The 21629-nt window shown below is 49.1% G+C and carries 4 protein-coding genes; all 4 read left to right on the top strand.

From position 1 onward, the window contains the following. Positions 1-458: 458 nt before the first annotated feature. The 4 genes from SPB21_RS34695 to SPB21_RS34680 are packed head-to-tail and all read left to right on the top strand — an operon-like array spanning position 459 to position 21595. Entirely contained in the window at positions 459-2549 is a 2091-nt protein-coding gene (locus SPB21_RS34695; RefSeq protein WP_499869602.1) for an AMP-binding protein, read from the top strand. A gap of 3 nt (positions 2550-2552) precedes the next feature. Beyond that, a complete protein-coding gene (locus SPB21_RS34690; protein WP_163702044.1) occupies positions 2553-3779 on the top strand; it encodes a cytochrome P450 in 1227 nt (408 codons plus the stop codon). 48 nt (positions 3780-3827) lie between these two features. After that, positions 3828-10985, top strand: a complete 7158-nt coding sequence (locus SPB21_RS34685) for a choline/carnitine O-acyltransferase (RefSeq protein WP_499869600.1) — start codon at positions 3828-3830, stop codon at positions 10983-10985. Between the two features lie 41 nt (positions 10986-11026). Further along, positions 11027-21595, top strand: a complete 10569-nt coding sequence (locus SPB21_RS34680) for an amino acid adenylation domain-containing protein (protein WP_499869599.1) — start codon at positions 11027-11029, stop codon at positions 21593-21595. Positions 21596-21629: the final 34 nt, after the last annotated feature.

Below are 21629 nucleotides of genomic sequence, written 5' to 3'. Positions count from 1 at the left end.
TACCCTTTTTTGATTCTTGATTTTTTATTTAGATTTCTGTAACTTTTCTGCTAGCGACTGTAGCATTCGGCTATGTGTGTGAAGTGACTAACAATACCCTTAAGCGGAAAGGTAACAGATAGAGTGCATAAAAGCAATCAAATACAATTCAGTGAAAGTACAGTTGTAACCGTACCAGCTCTAATTAGAGTAGTTCTGTTGGTGTTAGTACTGATTATCCCCTGAAGGTAAGAATCTTTCTTTAGAAAAGTTTTTGGGTGATTCTCAAACGGTCTCGGTGTGACGTTGCACCGCGTGATCTGCATAGGCCTGTGGGGTAACCTTAATCATCTATTTCTCAAACACCTGAATAAACCTGAACTTTTATCTGAATAAATCTGAACTTTTCGGGATTTTTTCTGCCAGGGATCTCCGAGATAATAGAATTGCAACAATGAAAAGATGGATGCTTATATCTGATGCAACATCAAAATTTCGAAGACATCCAACCGGTTAAAACGGATATTGAGCCGTTTCCTCAATCGGTGTCGAAGGCTAATTTGCCTGAAATTTTCCTGTCGCATGTTCATCAATTTCCCAGTCAACGTGCCTATACTTTTCTAAATAATGGTGAAGCCGAGACGGCGAGTCTAACCTATCAGCAACTGGGCGATCGGGTACAGACGATCGCGGCTAGATTACGCTCACTTACAGCCCCTGGAGACAGAGCGCTACTGCTTTTTTCGCCTGGGTTAGAGTTTGTTATGGCATTCTTAGGATGCCTACTGGCTAACGTGATTGCGGTTCCCACATATCCTGTGCGCCGACCACAACATCTGGAGCGCCTGGCTGCGATCGCCCATGATGCAGAACCTACCCTAGTTCTAACAACTCAGGATCAGCTTGAGCAGGTGCGATCGCACTGTCAAGAACTTCAGCTCGAACAAATACGCTGCGTTGCGATTGACCAATGGGCTGACGAGACTGGAGCTGATTGGCCGCCGTTAGATATTGCACCAGAAACCCTGGCATTCGTGCAATATACCTCAGGCTCCACTGGCTCCCCCAAAGGCGTGATGATCAGCCATGCCAATTTACAGCACAATCTAACTCAGATTCAGGCTGGTTTTGGTCATACTCCCCAGAGCCAGGGTGTCATTTGGCTGCCTCCATATCACGACATGGGCTTAATCGGTGGCATTCTTCAACCCCTCTTCGTTGGTTTCCCAGTTGTGTTGATGCCAGCCACTGCATTTTTGAAAAAACCAATCCGTTGGTTGCAAGCGATCTCTGATTATCAGGCAACAACCAGCGGAGGACCGAACTTTGCGTACGATCTCTGTGTGCAACGGATAAAGCCAGAGGAGCTACATCATCTCGATTTGAGTTCTTGGGACGTTGCTTTCACAGGGGCAGAGCCAGTACGACCTGCAACAATACAACAGTTTTCGGCTAAATTTTCAGCCTGTGGCTTTCGATCAGAGGCATTTTATCCCTGCTATGGTCTAGCAGAGGCGACCTTGATGGTGACTGGAGGTAATCGGCTGCAGCCACCCAAATTTCATAAGCCTGGTACACCAGACATTGATCAAAATCTAGCCCAGAGTCTAGTCGGGTGCGGCCCAGCTAGAAATGATATGGATGTTGTGGTTGTCGATCCTCAGAGTCACGATATCTGTGCAGCAGGACAAGTTGGGGAGATTTGGGTGCGGGGTCCAAGTGTGGCCCAGGGCTACTGGCAGCAGGAAACGGCAACGGCGTTTAAGGCTTGCTTGGGTGAGACGACTCGTACAGCGATTGGTGAACACACTGAATCACCTTTTCTCAGAACCGGTGATTTAGGCTTTTGGGTAGAGCGCGAACTCTTTGTTACAGGACGCCTTAAAGATCTCATTATCATTCGAGGTCAGAACTATGCTCCTGAAGATATCGAGTATGTTGCAACCCGAAGTCACCCAGCCTTGCGCCCTCATGGTAGTGCAGCTTTTTCAGTCGACCTAGAGGGGGCTGAGGCGTTAATTGTCCTGCATGAAGTAGAGCGTACTGCGATCAAAGACCTGGATGCTGAGTCGGTAATGAATGCGATTCGTCAGGCTATTTCACGGCACTATGAGCTACAAGTATCAGAAGTCATTCTCTTGAAAGCTGGAAGTTTACCGAAAACATCCAGCGGCAAGATTCAACGCTACATCTGCCGTGATCGTTTTTTGGAGAATACCTTAAATGTTGTTGGACGATCTCACTTTCCAGTGAACTCTTTGCAGAGTACATCAACCACGCCTTGTTCAGAGGAGGAACGGCAGGTGAAAGAGAGTGCGACGGCCCAAGCACCAGTTACAAAAGCAGCGATTGAAGACTGGTTAATCCAGAATTTAGCTCGATATTTAAAGGTAGAACCAAGCACGATCGACCCACGCCTGCCATTTGCAGATTATGGATTAGATTCATCCGTAGCCCTCAACTTAACAGGAGAATTAGAAGACTGGCTGAATGATGAAATCGAACCTGATGTATTCTGGCGATATCCCAGTATTAGGAAACTAGCGGAATACTTTGTTGAGGGGGATTAGGCCGTGATCGAGTTTAATCCATTTTTACCAGAGTTTCGAGCTAACCCCTACCCCTTTTTTCAACAATTACGAGAGCAGGACCCAGTTCATCAAACCGCCAGTTTTACGGGAGCCTGGGTGCTCACTCGTTATGCTGATGTCAAGGCTATTTTGAGTGATCATCGGGTTCAAGTTGACAATTTGCCAGATCGATTGGGTCAGAAAGCGGCTTATCTAGAGTCCGGACAAAACTTTGCCCATTTGCAACAAACGATTGGGGCCTGGTTATTTTTCCAAAATCCCCCAGATCATACCCACTTTCGGAATCTGGTGAGCAATTATTTTGCTAGTGCTGCGGTTGAGCAACTTCGCACTCAGATTCAAACTATTGTGGATCAGCTAATTGCTAACGTCCTAGATCAGGGGAGAATGGATATTATGTCAGACCTGGCCGCCCCCTTACCCACATTAGTGATCTCTACAATACTTGATATCCCTTCAGAAGACCAGACTCAGCTTACGCAATGGTCGTACACTTTGTTTCGAGTTTTTGATCAGCCCATTTCTTTAAGAGGCTATGGTCGTATGGAGGAGGCTGCTCAGGCCTTTAAAGGTTACTTTCAAACCTTGATTGAACAGAGAAAAAAAAGTCCGGGTTCTGATTTATTGAGTCAGCTTTTGAGAACGCAAACCCACAGTAATGTTCTTTCTGAGGAAGATTTCTTAGGGTTCTGTTTGATGTTATTTAGTGTGGGGCAAGAAACAACGGAAAACATGATTGGGAATAGTATGCTAGCCCTTCTCAATCATCCTCAGCAGCTTAAACAGCTTAAACAGGAGCCAACACTGATCAAAAAGGGGGTAGAAGAACTACTGCGTTATGATAGCCCGGTTCAATTCCTAGCGCGCATGGCTACGAGTGATCTAGACATTGGTGGTAAGACAATCAGAGCTGGCGAAAGAATCTTTTTAGCCCTTGGCGCTGCCAATCGAGATCCACATCAATTCTCAGAACCCGATCGATTGCATTTTCTCCGTCATCAGGGCCAACCCATTCCGTTTGGATCGGGGATTCATTATTGTTTGGGTGCTGCTTTAGCCCGGATACAGGGTCAGATCGCGATTAACACAATGATTCAGAAATTACTGCATCTTAAATTGGCTCCTGAACCTTTGAAGTGGCGAAAAAACCTGGTTTTGAGGGGACTGAAGTCATTGCCTGTGACATTTGAGGCCAGCCAGTCAACGTAGTCACCGTTGAACAAGAATTTTGGACATCAGATCGGGAGTACTTGTTAAGTGAGTGTTGAGACCAGAAAAGACCCTATCGCGATCATCGGGCTTAGTTGCCGGTTTCCAGGCAGTGAAAATCCAGAAGCCTTTTGGGAGTTACTCAGGCGAGGTGGAGATGCAATTACCGAGATCCCCGACTCTCGATGGGATATTGATGCATTCTACGATCCAGATCTCGCCAAGCCTGACAAAATGAATACCCGTTGGGGTGGTTTTTTGCCCCAGGTGGATCAATTCGACCCACAATTTTTTAATATTTCTCCCCGTGAAGCCATCAACATGGACCCGCAACAGCGGCTCTTGTTGGAGGTGGCCTGGGAAGCTCTTGAAAATGCCAATATTATTCCACAACAGACGTCAGGGAAATCCGTGGGTGTTTTTACCGGAATTAGTACCCATGATTATTCTGTGTTGACCTGGGGCCATACTCAAAATGAACCCCATGCCGCCATTGGCACGGCTAATTCAATTGTGGCAAATCGCCTGTCTTATCTCTTTAATTGGACAGGTCCGAGCATGGCTATTGATACGGCTTGCTCGTCGTCGTTAGTGGCAGTTCATCTAGCCTGTCAAAGTCTCTGGAGGGGTGAATCTCCCCTAGCCATAGCTGGGGGAGCCAATATTCTGTTACTTCCCTCCAGTACGGTTAGCTTCTCGAAGGCTGGTTTTATGGCGGCAGATGGCCGGTGTAAAACGTTTGATGCCCGTGCAGATGGTTATGTCCGCAGTGAAGGGGTGGGGATTGTTGTCTTGAAGCCCTTGAGTCAGGCGCTGGCGGAGGGCGATCGCATCTATGCCGTCATTCGGGGCAGCGCCATCAACCAAGATGGCACCAGCAATGGGATTACGGCACCTAACCCTGTCTCTCAGGAGGCCGTGTTGCGGGCGGCCTATCGGGATGCAGATGTACTCCCCAGTCAAGTGCACTATGTCGAAACCCACGGTACCGGCACTAAGCTCGGCGACTATATTGAATTAAAGTCTTTGGGTAAGGTGCTAGCCGAGGGGCGGCAGCCAGGTGATATCTGTCGTGTTGGGGCGGTAAAAGCCAATATTGGTCACCTAGAAGCTGCTGCTGGCATTGCCGGTTTGATCAAGGTCGCCTTGTCGCTCAAACAACGTGAATTTCCTCCTCAGGCACTCTTCGAATCACCTAATCCCCATATCAAATTTCACAAGCTGCCGATTCGAGTGCAACAGAAATTAGAACACTTACCCGAACAAGACGGCCCTATCCTGGTAGGTATCAGTTCATTTGGATTTGGTGGAACCAATGCCCATCTCGTCTTAGAATCAGCACCGGTTCAATCTGGAAAACAGCGACCAAACTCTCTCCAGTCGCACCATCCACCAGAGCAACGGCCTCTCAATTTACTCACCCTATCGGCCAAAACAGATCAAGCCCTCAAAGCACTGGCTGTCAGCTATCAAAACTATTTAGAAACGCATCCTGAGGTGGACCTGACAGATATTTGTTACACCACCAATGTAGGGCGATCGCATTTTGATCATCGTCTGGTGGTAACGGCAAACTCAATCAGTGATTTACAACAAAAACTGCAAGATTTTTGTGCTGGAGAAACAGCTCCTGGCATTACTGAGGGTGTGCTGGCAGTCACGGCATCTCAACCCAAAGTTGCGTTTTTATTTAGTGGTCAGGGGTCTCAATATTTTCGGATGGGACAGCAACTCTATAAAACCCAACCCATCTTCCGTCAGAGTATGGAGCAGTGTGATGCGATCTTAAAGCCTCATCTAGACCGGTCCATACTAGAGATTCTTTACTCGGCTACCGATCCTGAAGCAATAAAAGCGTTGCTCAATCAAACGGCCTTTACACAACCCGCCCTCTTTGCAATTGAATATGCTCTCTGTCAACTTTGGAAATCTTGGGGTATTCAGCCTGATGTCGTCATGGGCCATAGTGTGGGGGAATATGTAGCGGCTTGTATTGCTGGGGTATTCAGCCTTGACGATGGTCTGAAGCTAATTGCAGCCCGTGGCCGTCTTATGCAAGCTCTGCCCAGGGGAGGGGGGATGGTTGCTGTTATGGCCTCTGGTACAAAGATTAACGCTATGCTGCAGGCTGAGGGGTTGGAGTCTGTTGCGATCGCAGCATTAAACAGCCCCAATAATACTGTTATTTCAGGTCCGCTAACCGATCTGCAACAGATCACAGCTGTGTGTGTAGCCCGGCAAATCAAAGTCACCCCCCTGAGGGTTTCCCATGGATTCCACTCAGTGTTAATGGAACCCATGCTGGCGGAGTTTCGCTCTGTCGCCGAGCAAATCAGTTACCAAAAACCTCGGCTACCCATGGTTGTCAATGTGACTGGTCAATACGTCACAGAACACCTGGCAACACCTGACTATTGGGTTAACCATGTGCGATCACCCGTGCGGTTTGCGGAGGGCATGGCCACCTTAGCAGGGCAGGGCCATAAAGTCTTTTTAGAAATTGGCCCTAAACCCATACTCATGGGCATGGGACAACAATGTCTACCCACTGGAGACTATCTCTGGCTACCTAGTTTATATCCAAAGCAAGGAAATGATTGGCAAATCCTCTTGCAAAGCCTGGGTAAGCTCTATGTCAAAGGAGCCAGGATCAATTGGTCTGGAGTCTATCAAGGGTATGACCCTCAAAAAGTTACTCTGCCCACCTATCCCTTCCAGCGTCAACGCTATTGGGTTGAGGTCACCAAACAACGCACACTGCCAGGCCAGGCAATGCATCCTCTCTTAGGTATCAAAACCGAAGTTGCAAGCGGAGCAACACTTTATAGCCAGCAATTCGCACCCAATCAAGGGTGGCTAGCCGATCATCAGGTGTACCAAAACACAATTATGCCTGGAGCTGCCTTTGCCGTCATGGCAATGGCCTCGCAGCAAGATCCTACTCAACTGCACGATGTGACCTTTGAGCGGCCTCTGCTGGTATCGGAACTCTGTGAACTCCAGCTACACCTGGAAACAGGAGGAGAGGGTGAACAGCAACGCTTCACCATTTATAGCCGCACATTATCCCAAGCCGGAACCTGGCAACTCCATAGCTATGGCCGTATTGGTCTCGCCTCCTCAGGTTCTGAATTCATCAATAAATACATCGATCTTGAACAACTCCAATCTCATCTCCCATCTCACTCAGTGGATCAGATGTATGAGCATTTAGGGGCCACTGGCCTCGAATTCGGCCCTGCATTTCGAGGGATTCAACAGCTATGGGGGGGAACTGGTGAATCCCTGGCTGAAGTAATGTTGCCTGAGGCACTGGTAGCTGCCGAACAAATCGAGCCGATTCATCCAGCCTTGTTAGATGCTTGTACCCAAACCCTCTTTGGTGCCATGGATGAGACTTTAGATGGTGGGCTCTATCTACCCCTGCGATATGGTCAGCTTGAGCTACAGCGCTCTGCCCCCTCCCATCTATTCTGCTATGCCCAGATCAGCGAAATTGATGCCACGGAGCAGACAATAACCTCGCATCTCACGTTTGTCGATGAGCAAGGTAACGTATTCGGCGGCATCCAAAACTTTGTTATTAAGCGAGCAGCTAGTGATAACCTGCTGCGAGAGCAAGTTCAATCAACAACGCAGTTGTTATATAAGACCCAATGGCAACCCGTCGTTCGCAATCAGACAGTCAATATTGAAACCACCATGGCACCATGGCTTATCTTGGGCGAGGTCGATGGTTGTGCCACCCTGAGTGAGCAGTTAGCGGCCCAAGAACAGTCGGTGTTGTGTGGTTTACCTGAACAATTGGCAGAGTTGCTCACTCAAGGGATAGCCCCAGACCCCACGGAGCATGCTGCCCTGACAGGCATTGTGCTGATCAGTACCGTCAATATGGACGATATGACCGCTGAGGTTGAGGAGAATGCCAATACCATTCTTCAGGTGGTTCAGACACTGCTAACTCAGGATGTGCCTCTACCCCAGGGGCTAACGCTGATAACTCAACGGGCCATAACAGTGGACGCCACAGCCGATGTAGCACCGGCTCAATCTGCACTCTGGGGCCTTGGCCGAACTATCCAGATTGAACAACCGCAACTCGGATTACGGCTACTGGATGTTGACAGCCTTGATACTGTCTCCTTGTCTGCAGGTTTAATGCACTCCATGGAGTCACAGTGTGTACTGCGGGAAGAACTGATCTTTGTGCCGAGACTCACTCGCACTCAACTCGACCGTACTCAACTCGACGTCGCTGAGTCGCTGAATATCCGAGCCGATGGCAGTTATCTCATTACTGGCGGATTAGGAGCCTTAGGTTTCCAGGCTTGCCAGTGGCTTCTGGAACAGGGAGCCCAGCATGTGGTGCTCAGCAGTCGGCGGGACGCTGATGAAGCCATTCGACAACAGCTTACTGAACTTGAACAAACCTATGACGGCACCATTGAAGTCCAAGCAGCGGATGTCACCAATCCGGAGCAAGTGAGTGAACTGATCAACGGCTTTGGCCAAAAATGGCCACATCTGGCTGGCCTGATCCATGCCGCTGGGATTCTTGATGACGGTAGCATCAGTGAACAAACACCTGAACGCTTTGCTCGGGTGCTTGCCCCCAAGGTGCAAGGTGCCTGGCATCTACACCAGGCCACGGTTCACCATGACTTAGATTTCTTTGTCCTCTATTCATCAGTAGCATCCACGTTGGGGTCTGCAGGACAGAGCAATTATGCCACCGCCAATGGATTCCTCGATGGTCTGGCCCAGCATCGTCGTGCGCTGGGGCGCTGCGGCACCAGCATAAACTGGGGACCGTGGGCCAATGTTGGCATGGCCGCTAATGCCAACGTGCGTGCCAACGTAGTCAAACGGGGACTGGTCCCCCTACAAGCTCAGGACGCCCACCAGGCAATGGCACAGTTACTGGCAACCGACACCTCCACCGGGATAGTCCTGGATGTCGACTGGAATCGCATGGGTCGCCACTTGGGGGGAGTGCGCTCTCCGATATTGAGTCAATTGATCTCCCTACCCACGCTCACTGGCCAGAGTGAGCTGGTTCAACAACTGCGAAACGCCCTCCCATCTGACCGCGCTTCCTTGTTGTTGCGTCATATTCAAGGAGAGCTACAACGGATTCTCGGCCTGGCTCAGTTGCCAAATCCAGATGAGAATTTCTTTGACCTGGGCATGGATTCACTCATGGCCGTTGAATTCCGTAACCGATTACAAGTCCAGCTACGGTTAGATATTCCGGTTACTCAATTTACGGGAAAAGCCAGTGTATTAGCGTTGGCCCAATTTGCCCATCAGCAGTTAAACCTTAAGATTTTCTCCATTGACTCTGCTAAAACGCCCATATCGCATGACAGTAATGCAGTCAGTGAGTCAGATAGTGTAGCTGATCTGCCTAAGATACCATTACCTTCTTTGGCGGAAACCTGCGATCGCTACCTGGAAATTGTCACACCGTTTTTAACAGAACCAGAACAAAGAAAGACCCAAGCAGCGGTCGAGAAATTCCTCACTGGCAGAGGCATTAAGCTACAAAAGCTCCTGGAAATTCATCATAACTCAACAACGAAGGGGTACATGTATGACTTCCGAGAACAAGAGTTTCTGTCTATCCGAAAACCCCTATCTGTTTTCCAAAATTATAATTTATTGTTTGAAGCTTCACCACAGGTCTCAGAGCTTAAGTGGTCTCGACAAATTGCATTATTAAGCAGTGGTGTCCTCCACTTTTACCTGAAAATTAAAAATGGTACCTTAGAACCCGACAAAGTAGGTGATATCCACCTCTGTATGTGTCAGTACGCCAGGCTTTTCCGCACCAATCGGATTCCTAAAATTGCCCAAGATAACCTCTATACTCCAACCCAACACCAGACTTTATCACCGTTAGCTAATGAGCATTTTATTGTTGCCTATGACAGTCAGTTCTATGTTGTCACCATCGATTTAAATAAAGCTGACACGTTAGTTCAGCAAGTGGAGAGACAGATTGATGATATTCTGAGTGCTCCCAAAGAAGAAATACCAACCGTTGGGCTATTAACAACCCTACATCGTACAGAATGGGCAGTTTTTAGGTCTGCATTGGCTTTATCTAATGCAACCGCACTGAAAGCAATAGATGCTGCCCTGTTTATCCTTTGTTTAGACCATGAAATCCCAGATACATTAGAAACATGGAGTCAGCAAACTCTGTATGGAAATGGTAGCAATCGCTGGTTTGATAAAACCTTACAATTAATTGTTACCCCTGGATGCAAATGGGGGGCAAATGTGGATCATGCCCCTGTGGATAGTTTATTAATTGCTCGATTGCTAAGAGATATAAGCAAATACATTGATACTTTTCTAGATCAACAACTGGTTGCATCAGTTTATCCTGCACAAGCACAAGATAAACTGATGCAGTCACCTACCAGGTTAGAATGGGTGCTCAGTAACGAGCTGACACAATCCATAGAACGGGCGAAATCGGAGTTTGATAAACTGTCGCAGACGTTTCAGTTTCGCAGTTTAACCATTGAAGGGTTAGGTGAGGACTTGATTGCTCGACATCAATTTAAGAATCCAGAGGCGATTGCTCAACTGATTTTGCAGCTGGCCTATGCCCGTTGCCATGGCCAGGTGGATAATATTTATCAACCCGTGTCCACTCGACATTTTCGTTATGGGCGCACAGAGGTTTTACGTCCGGTTACCCCAGAGTCATTGCACTTGATTCAATGTTTTGAACAGGGGGCTAATGCTGAAGACGGTTACGCAGCTCTTTGCCAGGCTATGGCTAAGCATGATCAGCGAAAATCTCTTTGTATGTCTGGCTACGGAGTGGATCGACATTTATTCGCCCTTCATGAACTAGCCAAACAACAAAATTTTATGCCTGAGATTTTTCAGGATAAGGCGTATACACAAATTCTGACCAAAAGTGTTGTAGCCACCACTGGGTTTATGGAGTCTTTTCTAACTAAGTTTATGGGGGCGAAAGAAGATATAGAGAGGGGGATGTATCCAGGTTCCTTTGCACCGGATACCCCTGACGGTTATGGCTTTAGTTATATTTTGATGGGTGATTGTTTTCTCTGTGTCGTTACCAGTTGGTCAGAGTCGATCAACCAATTTACGCAATGTTTACAGCAGTCTGCAGAAGACGTTAAGGCATTGCTTATTAGTCAAATGCCTACATCTAAAATATAGACCGAAGTGGCGAATTTCTCAGGGTTTGGAGGATAAATCAATTGACAACGCAATCATTACATCAGTTATTAGCGACCTGGAACAATACTGCTGTTGATTATCCTCAAGTCTGCCTACATCAGCTGTTTGAACAACAGGTAGAACGAACACCTGATGCGATCGCAATTAGTTTCGAAGGCACTCAACTAACCTATCGCCTCCTAAACCAACGTGCCAATCAACTCGCCCACTATTTACAACGTCTCACCATTACTCCAGACACCTTAGTTGGCATCTGTATTGAGCGATCTCTGGAAATGGTTGTGGGCATTTTTGGCATTCTCAAAGCCGGTGCAGCCTATGTCCCGTTCGATCCGGGCTACCCAAGCGAACGTCTGGCCTATTTACTATCCGACTCTCAAGTTTTAGTGGTGCTGACGAGTGAGGTTGCGGCTCCAGCATTGCCCACCTCTGCAGCTCGCCAGATTTATCTCGATCGGCATTGGGCCATGATAGCTCTGCAGCCCCAAACCAATCCTGCCAGTGCTGTTAATCCTGAGAATTTAGCCTATACCCTTTACACCTCAGGGTCCACTGGCAAACCCAAAGGGGCCATGAACACCCATCAAGGGATTTGTAACCGGTTGCTCTGGATGCAAGATGCCTATCAATTGCATCCAGATGATCGAGTTCTGCAAAAAACACCCTTTAGCTTTGATGTCTCCATCTGGGAAATATTCTGGCCCTTAATCACCGGAGCACGTTTGGTGGTGGCGCGACCCGGCGGACACCAAGATTCTGGTTATCTGGTCAGGACAATTGCCCAAGAGCAGATAACCACACTACATTTTGTTCCCTCAATGTTGCAGATTTTTCTAGACGAGAAAAATCTTACGCGCTGTGCCTGTCTCAAACGGGTCATTTGTAGTGGTGAAGCGTTACCCTTTGCGCTTCAGGAGCGCTTTTTTAGCTGTCTAGATGCAGACTTACATAACCTCTATGGTCCGACGGAGGCAGCCATTGATGTCACCTTTTGGTGCTGTCAACGGGGCACGTCTGACAAAATTTTACCCATTGGTTACCCGATTGCCAATACACAAATTTACATCCTTGATGGTCAGCAACAACCTGTTTCCATTGGAGAAGTCGGAGAGTTATACATTGGCGGAGTTGGCTTAGCTCGGGGCTATCTCAACCAACCAGAGCTAACCGCTAAAAAGTTTATCGCCAATCCATTTAGTCCCCATCCTCAAGCTCGACTTTATCGGACAGGAGATTTAGCTCGCTACAGAGCCGATGGTGCCATCGAATATGTAGGTCGCTTAGACCATCAGGTGAAAATCAGGGGGTTTCGCATCGAATTGGGTGAGATTGAAGCGGTTTGCTGCCAATATCCGGCGGTTAAAACAGCAGTCGTCGCTGCCCGCGAAGAGACACCTGGCGATCAGCGTTTAGTTGCTTATGTCGTTGCTAAGGACCAGGATGACCAGGCCGACTTAGATCTCCAAAATGAGCAGCTATCGCAATGGCAAACGGTCATTGATGCCACTTACCATGCCTTGGGGCAATCGTCTGACCCCACGCTCAATTTGGCAGGCTGGAATGATAGTTACACAGGACAGCCGATTCCAGCACCAGAAATGAGAGATTGGGTTGAACAAACTGTAGCCCGTATTTCGGCCCATCGGCCCAGACGATTGCTAGAAATTGGCTGTGGCACCGGGATGCTGCTGCTACGCATTGCCCCTAGATGTGAGCACTATTACGGGATTGATCTGTCTCAGGCTGCATTAGACTTTATTGACCAACAGGTACAAGGCACAAGCTGGCAAGACAAAATCACCCTTACCCAGGCAAAGGCCAATCAGCTTAACCAGCTTGAGACAGAGGGGCTGGACACCGTTATCTTGAATTCTGTTTTACAATTTTTTCCCACCGTTGACTACCTGGTGACGGTCTTGGAACAGGCTGCTCAGAAGGTCACAGAGGGAGGGGTTATTTTTGTTGGAGATGTACGCAATTATGAATGGCTAAAAGCTTTTCATACGGATATTCAGCTTTCTAAAGCACCAGATTCTCTACCTTGGGAGCAACTGCAGCAAAGGATTAAAAAAAGTCTGAATGCTGACACGGATTTGACCATCACCCCCGAGTTTTTCCTCGCATTACAGCAGCAGATTCCGCAGATCAGCCATGTTGACATTCAACTAAAGCGAGGGCAAGCTCAAAACGAACTCACCCGCTTTCGCTACGATGTTGTCCTACACATTGGCAAGCAACAACAAACAGGACTCCCCATAACATGGCTGGACTGGCATGCGGATAAAAAATCTCCTCCCCTAGACGTAGGGACTGTCAGACAGTGGCTGCAAACACAACAATCTGACCTGTTGGGTATTCGAAATGTCCTAAACCCTCGCCTCAGTCATCCATTTCAGGCGTTACGGTGGTTAAATGGCGAAACGCCATCCGGTATATCTACGGTTAAAGACTTACGTCAAAGCTTGCAATCCCAGCCAGAGCTAGGAATTCAGCCAGAAGCCTGGTGGGAGCTAGCGGAGGAGTTGGCTTATACAATTTATCTGACGCCCTCTGGCTGTAATGCTCAAGATTGTTACAACGTTGTCTTTCAAAAAGAAGGCCAATCTAATGGCCCACTGTTAGATTACCTCGGTACTAATGTCGACTCTCGACCCTGGGCGACTTATAGTAATAATCCGTTGCGATCGCAACTCACTGGCAAACTAGAAACCAAATTACGCCAATATCTACAAGAGCATCTGCCAGACTATATGGTGCCGTCAGCGTTTGTGCTGTTGGACAAAATGCCCCTCACCCCCAATGGCAAAATTGATCGTCGAGCCTTACCGGCACCCGATCGCCAGCGCCGCGAATTAGAGACCGAGTTAGTCTTCCCCCAGTCAAAGCTGGAGCAGGACATTGCTCAAATCTGGCAAACTGTGCTTCAGCTGGACGTTGTTGGTATCCATGACAATTTCTTTGATCTAGGTGGTAACTCTTTACTTTTAAACCAAATCTATAGCCAGTTAGCTGACCATCATGGTGGGATACTGTCAATGGTCACGTTATTTCAGTACCCCACCATCAGTGCCCTCGCTAAGTATTTAGAGCAGGCATTACAGCAGCAGCCATCACCGGCAAAGCAACCTTCTCGCTCTTCTCTAAAGTCTCGTCAAACCCATGGTGGGACTAGTGATATCGCCATCATTGGCATGGCAGGCCGTTTCCCTGGGGCCAATAATCTGGAAGAGTTTTGGCAAAATCTGCGCGATGGCGTAGAGTCAATTACATTTTTTGCGGATCAAGACTTAGATGTTAACGATGCGGACCTTATTCATCGGCCTAATTACGTGAAAGCCGGTGCGGTCTTGCCCGAGATCGATCAGTTTGATGCCGCTTTCTTTGGGTACAGTGCCCGTGAAGCCGAACTGATTGATCCGCAGCAGCGCATCTTGCTGGAATGTGCCTGGGAAGCCTTTGAACATGCCGGGTATACCCCTGAAACCTATCCTGGTTTAGTGGGCACTTACGTAGGGTCTGGCCTCAACACGTACCTACTCAATAACGTCCACCCAAATCGAGGATTTTCCCACCACAGAACCTTTTTAGAATCAGCCACCGATTTGCAAGTCCGGTTGGGGAATGCAAACTTCAGCTTGCCCACTCGCATTGCTTATAAACTGAACCTCAAAGGTCCCAGTCTAAATATTCAGACAGCTTGCTCCACCTCTCTGGTATCCGTCCATGTGGCCTATCAAAGTCTCCTCGCAAGGGAATGTGATCTGGCTGTTGCTGGTGGCGTTGCGATTACGGCTCCTCAACAGGTGGGCTATCTCTATGAAGCAGGTAGTATTGCTTCCCCAGATGGCCACTGTCGAGCCTTTGATGCTGAGGCTGAGGGGACCGTTTTTGGTAATGGGGCGGGCATTGTTATCTTAAAACGACTGCAACAAGCGCTAGCAGCGGGTGACACAATCTACGCGGTGATCAAAGGATCGGCTGTGAACAATGATGGCGCGCTCAGGATTGGTTACAGTGCCCCAGGTATTGAGGGACAGGCAGCAGTGATTGCTGAGGCCCAGGCTAGGGCTGGCGTTGATGCGGATACGATCACCTATGTCGAGGCCCACGGCACTGCCACACGCTTGGGGGATCCCATTGAAGTCACTGCATTAACCCAAGCCTTTCGTCAAACTAGCCAGCGGCAGCAATATTGCGCGCTAGGGTCTGTTAAAACAAATATTGGCCATTTAGCCGAAGCCGCAGGCATTGCCGGATTAATTAAAACCATCTTGTCCCTGAAATATAAACAAATTCCGGGCAGTTTGCATTTCAAACACCCTAATCCTGAGATTGATTTTGCTGAAAGTCCCTTCTATGTCAACACCCACCTGACAGACTGGGTCACCGACAAGATTCCCCGCCGTGCTGGGGTAAGTTCCTTTGGCATGGGTGGTACCAATTGTCATCTTATTTTAGAGGAAGCACCCAACCTAGTAACAGAACCTGTAAAACAGAATTCACTAACCCCACCTTTGCAACGTCCATGGCATCTATTAGCCATCTCTGCTCAAACCGATACTGCGCTGAGAACTTTAGCAGATCAGTATATTGATTATCTGGCATCTGATGCAGTTGAAACCTTGGACAACATCTGTTTCACAGCCAATATAGGTCGTCAGCACTGGTCACATCGACTCGCCATTGTCGCCTCTTCCATCCCAGAACTCCGGCAACAATTACTTGCTTTCACGGCAGCACCTGCCTCAACGTTACCTGCCTCAACTTTTAAATCCTCTAACTCTAGCGGAGTAAAAGAGTCAAATCGAGGAAATCATATTGCCTTTCTCTTTACAGGACAGGGATCTCAATATGTGGGTATGGGGCGTCAATTATACGAGACTCAACCATTGTTCCGTGAGACCCTCGATCACTGTAACAACATTCTTCGCGCCTACCTAGATCTAGATATTCTGAATATTCTCTACCCAGATATCGTAGAAGAGGGGCAGGCACAAGGCCAGCCCCTACAGCCTGATTCCCCCTTTCCCCCTCCCGCCCTCAACCAAACCGCCTACACCCAACCTGCCCTTTTTGCCCTGGAATATGCCCTATGCAAACTCTGGCAATCCTGGGGCATTCAGCCCCATGTGGTGATGGGACATAGCGTTGGAGAATATGTGGCAGCCTGCGTTGCCGGTGTTTTTAGTCTTGAAGACGGACTCAAGCTGATAGCGGCACGGGGTAGGTTGATGCAGGCATTGCCCGCCAATGGGGCCATGGTCGCCACCATCGCTGCTGAGCACAAGGTGCGTGAGGACATTGCAGCAGCAGGCGTCACCGTTGCCATTGCCGCCGTGAATGGACCCGAGAGCGTCGTATTTTCGGGACAGCACGATGCGGTCCATGCGGTAGCGGCAAGATTAGAAGCCCAGGGCATTAAGGTCAAGCCTTTAGCTGTTTCTCATCCGTTTCATTCTGCGTTGATCGAGCCGATGCTGGGTGACTTGAAACAAGTACTCCAGGAGATTCAGTTTTCTCTCCCTCAAATCCAACTGATTTCTAATGTGACTGGCACGTTAGTGACTGAGGAAGTAACAACAGCGAATTACTGGTGCCGTCATGCCCGTGAAACCGTTCAATTTGCCAAGGGCATTGAGCACCTGAGACGCCAGGGGATCAATCTATTTATTGAAATTGGCCCAAAACCCACACTACTGGGCATGGCACGGCTCTGTTACTCCAATAGTCCTCCGCCTTGTCCACCCCTATGGTTACCCAGCTTGCATCCCTCAAAAAATGACTGGCAACAGCTGCTGACCAGTTTGGCCGCCCTCTACCAACAGGGGCTTGCTGTGGACTGGTCGGGGGTTGACCGAGGGGATGATCGTCGTCGCCTGCCCCTGCCCACCTATCCCTTCCAACGGGAACGCTACTGGATTGAGGTGAAACCCCAAACACCAACACCGCCCATAGTTTCAAACCCTGACTCAGCGCTTTTTCCAAAGCAGATCCAACAGAGCCACCCACTGCTAGGCTGTCCTGTGCCCTTGGCCGGAAGCCAGGAATTACGATTCCAGGCCGACCTGCATCCAGATTCACCCGCCTGGCTAAAAGATCACCGCATTTTTGAAACGCCGCTGCTGCCTGCAACCGGCTACATAGAAATGGCCCTGGCCGTCGGAACAATCGCCCTAGAATCAAACTCTCTCTTTCTCAAAGATATCAATTTTAAGCAAGCGTTAATCCTGCCTGAAACGGCCCATCAGGTGGTTCAAACTGTGTTAACCCCAGAGAAATCCATCTATCGGTTTGAAATCTATAGCCTTCATCAATCGTCCTGGATATTGCATGCCACTGGTCAGATTTTGCCATCGAGACCTAAAAACGAAATCGGAGTCACACTGCCGGACCTGGCCACACTGAAGGCACAGTGTAACCAGCCTATTGCGCGGGAGACATTATACGACCGGTTTGATCAGCAGCAGATGCACTATGGCCCCAGTTTTCAGGTAATCACACACCTGTGGCTAACAGATAACCTGGCCCTGGGGCAGATTGAATTAGGAGACCTTGAGGCCAGGGATCTGGCCAATTATCACCTGCACCCCATTATTTTAGATGCCTGTCTGCAAGTCTTAGACCTGCTGCTTCTAACGGACCATATACCCGGCAAAACCTATGTGCCCGTGGGGATTGATCGCCTACAAGTCTATGGGCGGGCCACCCAAGAAACCTGGGCATTTGCACAACTACAGCCACTGGAGAGGAACAGTGCAGGTGCTGAAATCAGAGCTAATTTTGGATTGTATAGCCCCGACGGTCAGCCCATTGCTTGGCTAGAAGGGGTGCGGCTCCATCCAGTGGAACACCGACAAATTCAACGCCAGGCGACAACGAGCACTCCAACCTGGCAAGACTGGTGGTATTCGGTTGAATGGCAATGCAAACCGCGTGCTAATGCTGCCCATAGTGCCAGGTCAATCCCTCAACACTGGTTAATCTATGCCGATAATCAGGGCATTGGGGAAAAATTGGCGGTTTTGCTGGAGCACCAGGGGCATGATTGCACATTAGTCTTTCAATCTGAAACAGGTCACCCGCAATCCCATGAACAACCACTGACCACCCGCCCCCTCACAGGGGTTATTCAGTTATGGAGCTTAAATTGGCCCTCGTTGCCGCACCAGGATAATTCAGATAGCTCAGCCACCTATTTAAAGCAAGCAACTCAAGCCAGCTGCCAGGCCACACTGCATTTGGTCCAGGCTTTGGTGAAAACATATCGGGAATTGCCGAAGCTGTGGTTGGTAACACGAGGTACCCAAGCGGTTATTTCCAACGAACCAGTCCCTGGCCTAGCTCAAGCCCCTTTGTGGGGGATGGCCAAGACAATTGCCCTGGAACATCCCGGATTCAACTGTTGCCTGGTGGATTTAGAGGCGGCAGCAGTTGACATAGACCATGACATCAGGCAGCTTTGGGCTGAGATTGCCCCCAGAGCTGCCACCTCGCCCCAGGAACCCCACATCGCCTTCCGCCAGACAAAACGCTACGTGGCACGACTCAACCATTATGTACCGGGAAATTCTCACATTTCAGATAACGACCGACCACCAACAGAATCCTGCCAATTAGACATTTCTGAACGGGGTAATCTCGATCAGCTATCTCTTGTTCCGGTGGCAGTCCCCCAACCCCAAGCAGGAGGAATTGCGATCGCAGTTCAAGCCACCGGTCTCAACTTTCGAGATGTGCTCAATGCCCTGGGACTTTACCCAGGCAATCCTCCCCTGGGTTCAGAATGTGCGGGATACGTTGTCGCCTTGGGTGCTGGCGTCACCACCTTTAAGGTGGGTGATCCCGTGTTGGCGATTGCCCAAAATAGCTTTGCGAGTTACGTGACCACCCCGGCAGAATTAGCGATCGCAAAACCCACCCATCACAGCTTTGCCGACGCCGCCACCCTTCCCGCTGCATTTTTAACCGCCTACTGGTGTTTACATCACCAGGCCCATATTGCCCAGGGCGATCGCGTTCTCGTCCATTCTGTCGCAGGGGGCGTCGGCCAGGCCATTTTGCAACTAGCACAGCAAGCTGGAGCCGAGGTGTTTGGTACAGCTAGCCCGGCTAAATGGTCGGTATTGCAGGCCCAGGGATTGACCCCCATGATGAACTCCCGCACCCTGGAGTTTGCTGATCAGGTGATGGCCAAGACAGATGGTCAGGGCGTGGACCTGGTGATCAATACGCTGACGGGTGACGGGTTTATCGCCAAAAGCCTGGAAATTGTTGCCCCCAACGGTTGTTTTTTGGAACTCTCCAAACGCAATATTTGGAGTGCCGAGCAGGTCGCCCAGGTCCGACCCGATATTCACTATGAAATTGTGGATTTAGCCGAGGTCTTTGCCCAGCAACCTGCACTTATTCAACAGATGTTGCAAACGCTGATGGCAGACTTTGCGGCAGGCAGTCTGCAGCCATTACCCAAAACCCTATTTCCTTTGCAACAGGCTACCGATGCCTTTCGCTATATGCAACAGGCAAAACATATCGGTAAGGTGGTGGTGACACAAACACCGGGCAATGGTGCTGCGATCGCACCGGTAAAATCGGCAACTGGAGAGATGTGTATTGATTGCGATCGCACCTATCTTATCGCTGGGGGCCTGGGGGCTTTGGGGTTACAGGTCGCAGGCTGGTTAATTGAGAAAGGAGCAAAGTATTTAATTCTCCTGGGTCGCAGTGAGCCATCCCCCGCCATCCAGCAAAAAATCCAAGCCTGGCAGGCCCAGGGCATCACCATTGACGTCGCTCAAGTCGATCTGACAAATATCAAACAGGTTGCCAGCCTCCTCACTAGAATTGACCAGGACGCTCCCCCGTTGGCCGGTATTTTTCATACAGCTGCCGTCCTCGACGATAGCGTCATCACCCAGCAATCCTGGGAGATGTTTGAGCGGGTGTTAGGGCCTAAAGTTCAGGGAGCCTGGCATTTGCATAGGCTTACTCAAACCCAGCCCCTCGATTACTTTGTTCTCTTCTCATCCACAGCCTCTCTGTTAGGGTCTGCAGGGCAAGCTAACTACTGTGCTGCCAATGCTTTTTTAGATAGTCTGGCAGCCTATCGCCGCTCCTGCGGTTTACCTGCCACCAGTATTAATTGGGGACCCTGGTCAGAAATCGGTCTGGCCATACACACACCGCAGCTCTTGCAGCGACTGGCCCAGGCGGGTATGGGCAGCATCAGACCAACCCAGGGCATCCAGATTTTAGAACAGGTTTTAAAGGAGCAGCCCTCCCAGGTCGGCATTATGCCCATGGACTGGCCAAAATTCCAGCAACAAACAGTATCAACCTCCCCATTCTTAAACGATATTTTAGATAAAGATATTTTAGAGAAAACCCAACCCAACCAGCTTCAGCACCTCTCCAGTGACCAGTTGCAGGCGCAGTTACTCAGTCTTTCCCCAGCAGCGCGTATTCAACACTTAATGGAGAATGTACGCTCTCAAGTTGCCCACATTCTAGGAATACGCGATTCGGAAAACATTAGTCCAGAACAGCGTTTAATCAGCCTGGGTTTAGATTCTCTCATGGCAATCGAATTAAATAATCGCCTGCAAGCCAGACTGGGTTGCACCCTAAGCTCAACTGTGTTGTTTGATTATCCGACCCTAGAAAAACTTGTCCAGCATCTGGATGCTGAATTGGCTGCCAAATTTAACCTGGAAGCTTTGCCAATAGCTACAGACAAGTCCTTCCATTCCACCCTTGTTCCCATTCAATCCAACGGAACTCGACCCCCACTATATTTTGTCCCTGGCATTCTGGGGAATGTCTTTTATTTAGAATGTTTGGCCCATTACTTGGGTGCAGATCAACCTGTTTATGGGTTACGTTCCTTAGGTCTCGATGAAGATCTAACCCCCTATACAACCATTGAAACCATTGCCGCCCATCACCTCCAGGCTATTCAACAAGTCCAACCCCAGGGACCGTATAAATTAGGGGGACACTCATTCGGGGGCAAGGTCGCTTTTGAAATTGCTCGACAGCTCCATCAGCAAGGTCAGTCAGTCTCACAGTTGGCCTTGCTCGATATTCCAGCGGGGATAACTAACCAAACTCAAGCCGTTAAAAGCTGGAATCAGGCTGACTACATTGCCTATTTAGGCTATGAATGGGGCAGCAGTTTGGGCCAAAATTTACATATCTCCAGTGAACAGTTACAAACTCTCTCACTACCACAACAGATTGAGTATCTGCAGCAAATGTTAAAAGATAGCGGTCAATTATATACCTACGATCAACTGTCTCGAATCCTGCAGGTTTACCAGGCCAATACCCAGGCCACCATTCACTATGATCCATCTATTCCAGAGCATAGCGATTTGATCTCAACTGTTCTCTTTCGTGCTAAAGAGGCCTCCCCAATGCCTGAATTTTTACCCGATCGCCATCAGACCCAGCTCGATCCCACCTGGGGTTGGCAGCAGTATCTCAAGCAACTTGATTACAAACTTGTTCCAGGCAACCATTTCACCATGCTTAAAGTTCCAAACGTTCAGTATTTAGCGACTCAGCTCTCAGCCTGGTTAACCACTTAATCTGGTACCTATCTCACCCCTATGAGCGACAACA

Origin of the sequence: Leptothoe sp. ISB3NOV94-8A, assembly GCF_043421595.1 — a bacterium.
Classification (GTDB): domain Bacteria; phylum Cyanobacteriota; class Cyanobacteriia; order Phormidesmidales; family Phormidesmidaceae; genus Leptothoe; species Leptothoe turfae.
The sequence above is the reverse complement of the archived record's forward strand: the minus strand, read 5'-3'. Positions and strand labels throughout refer to the sequence as shown.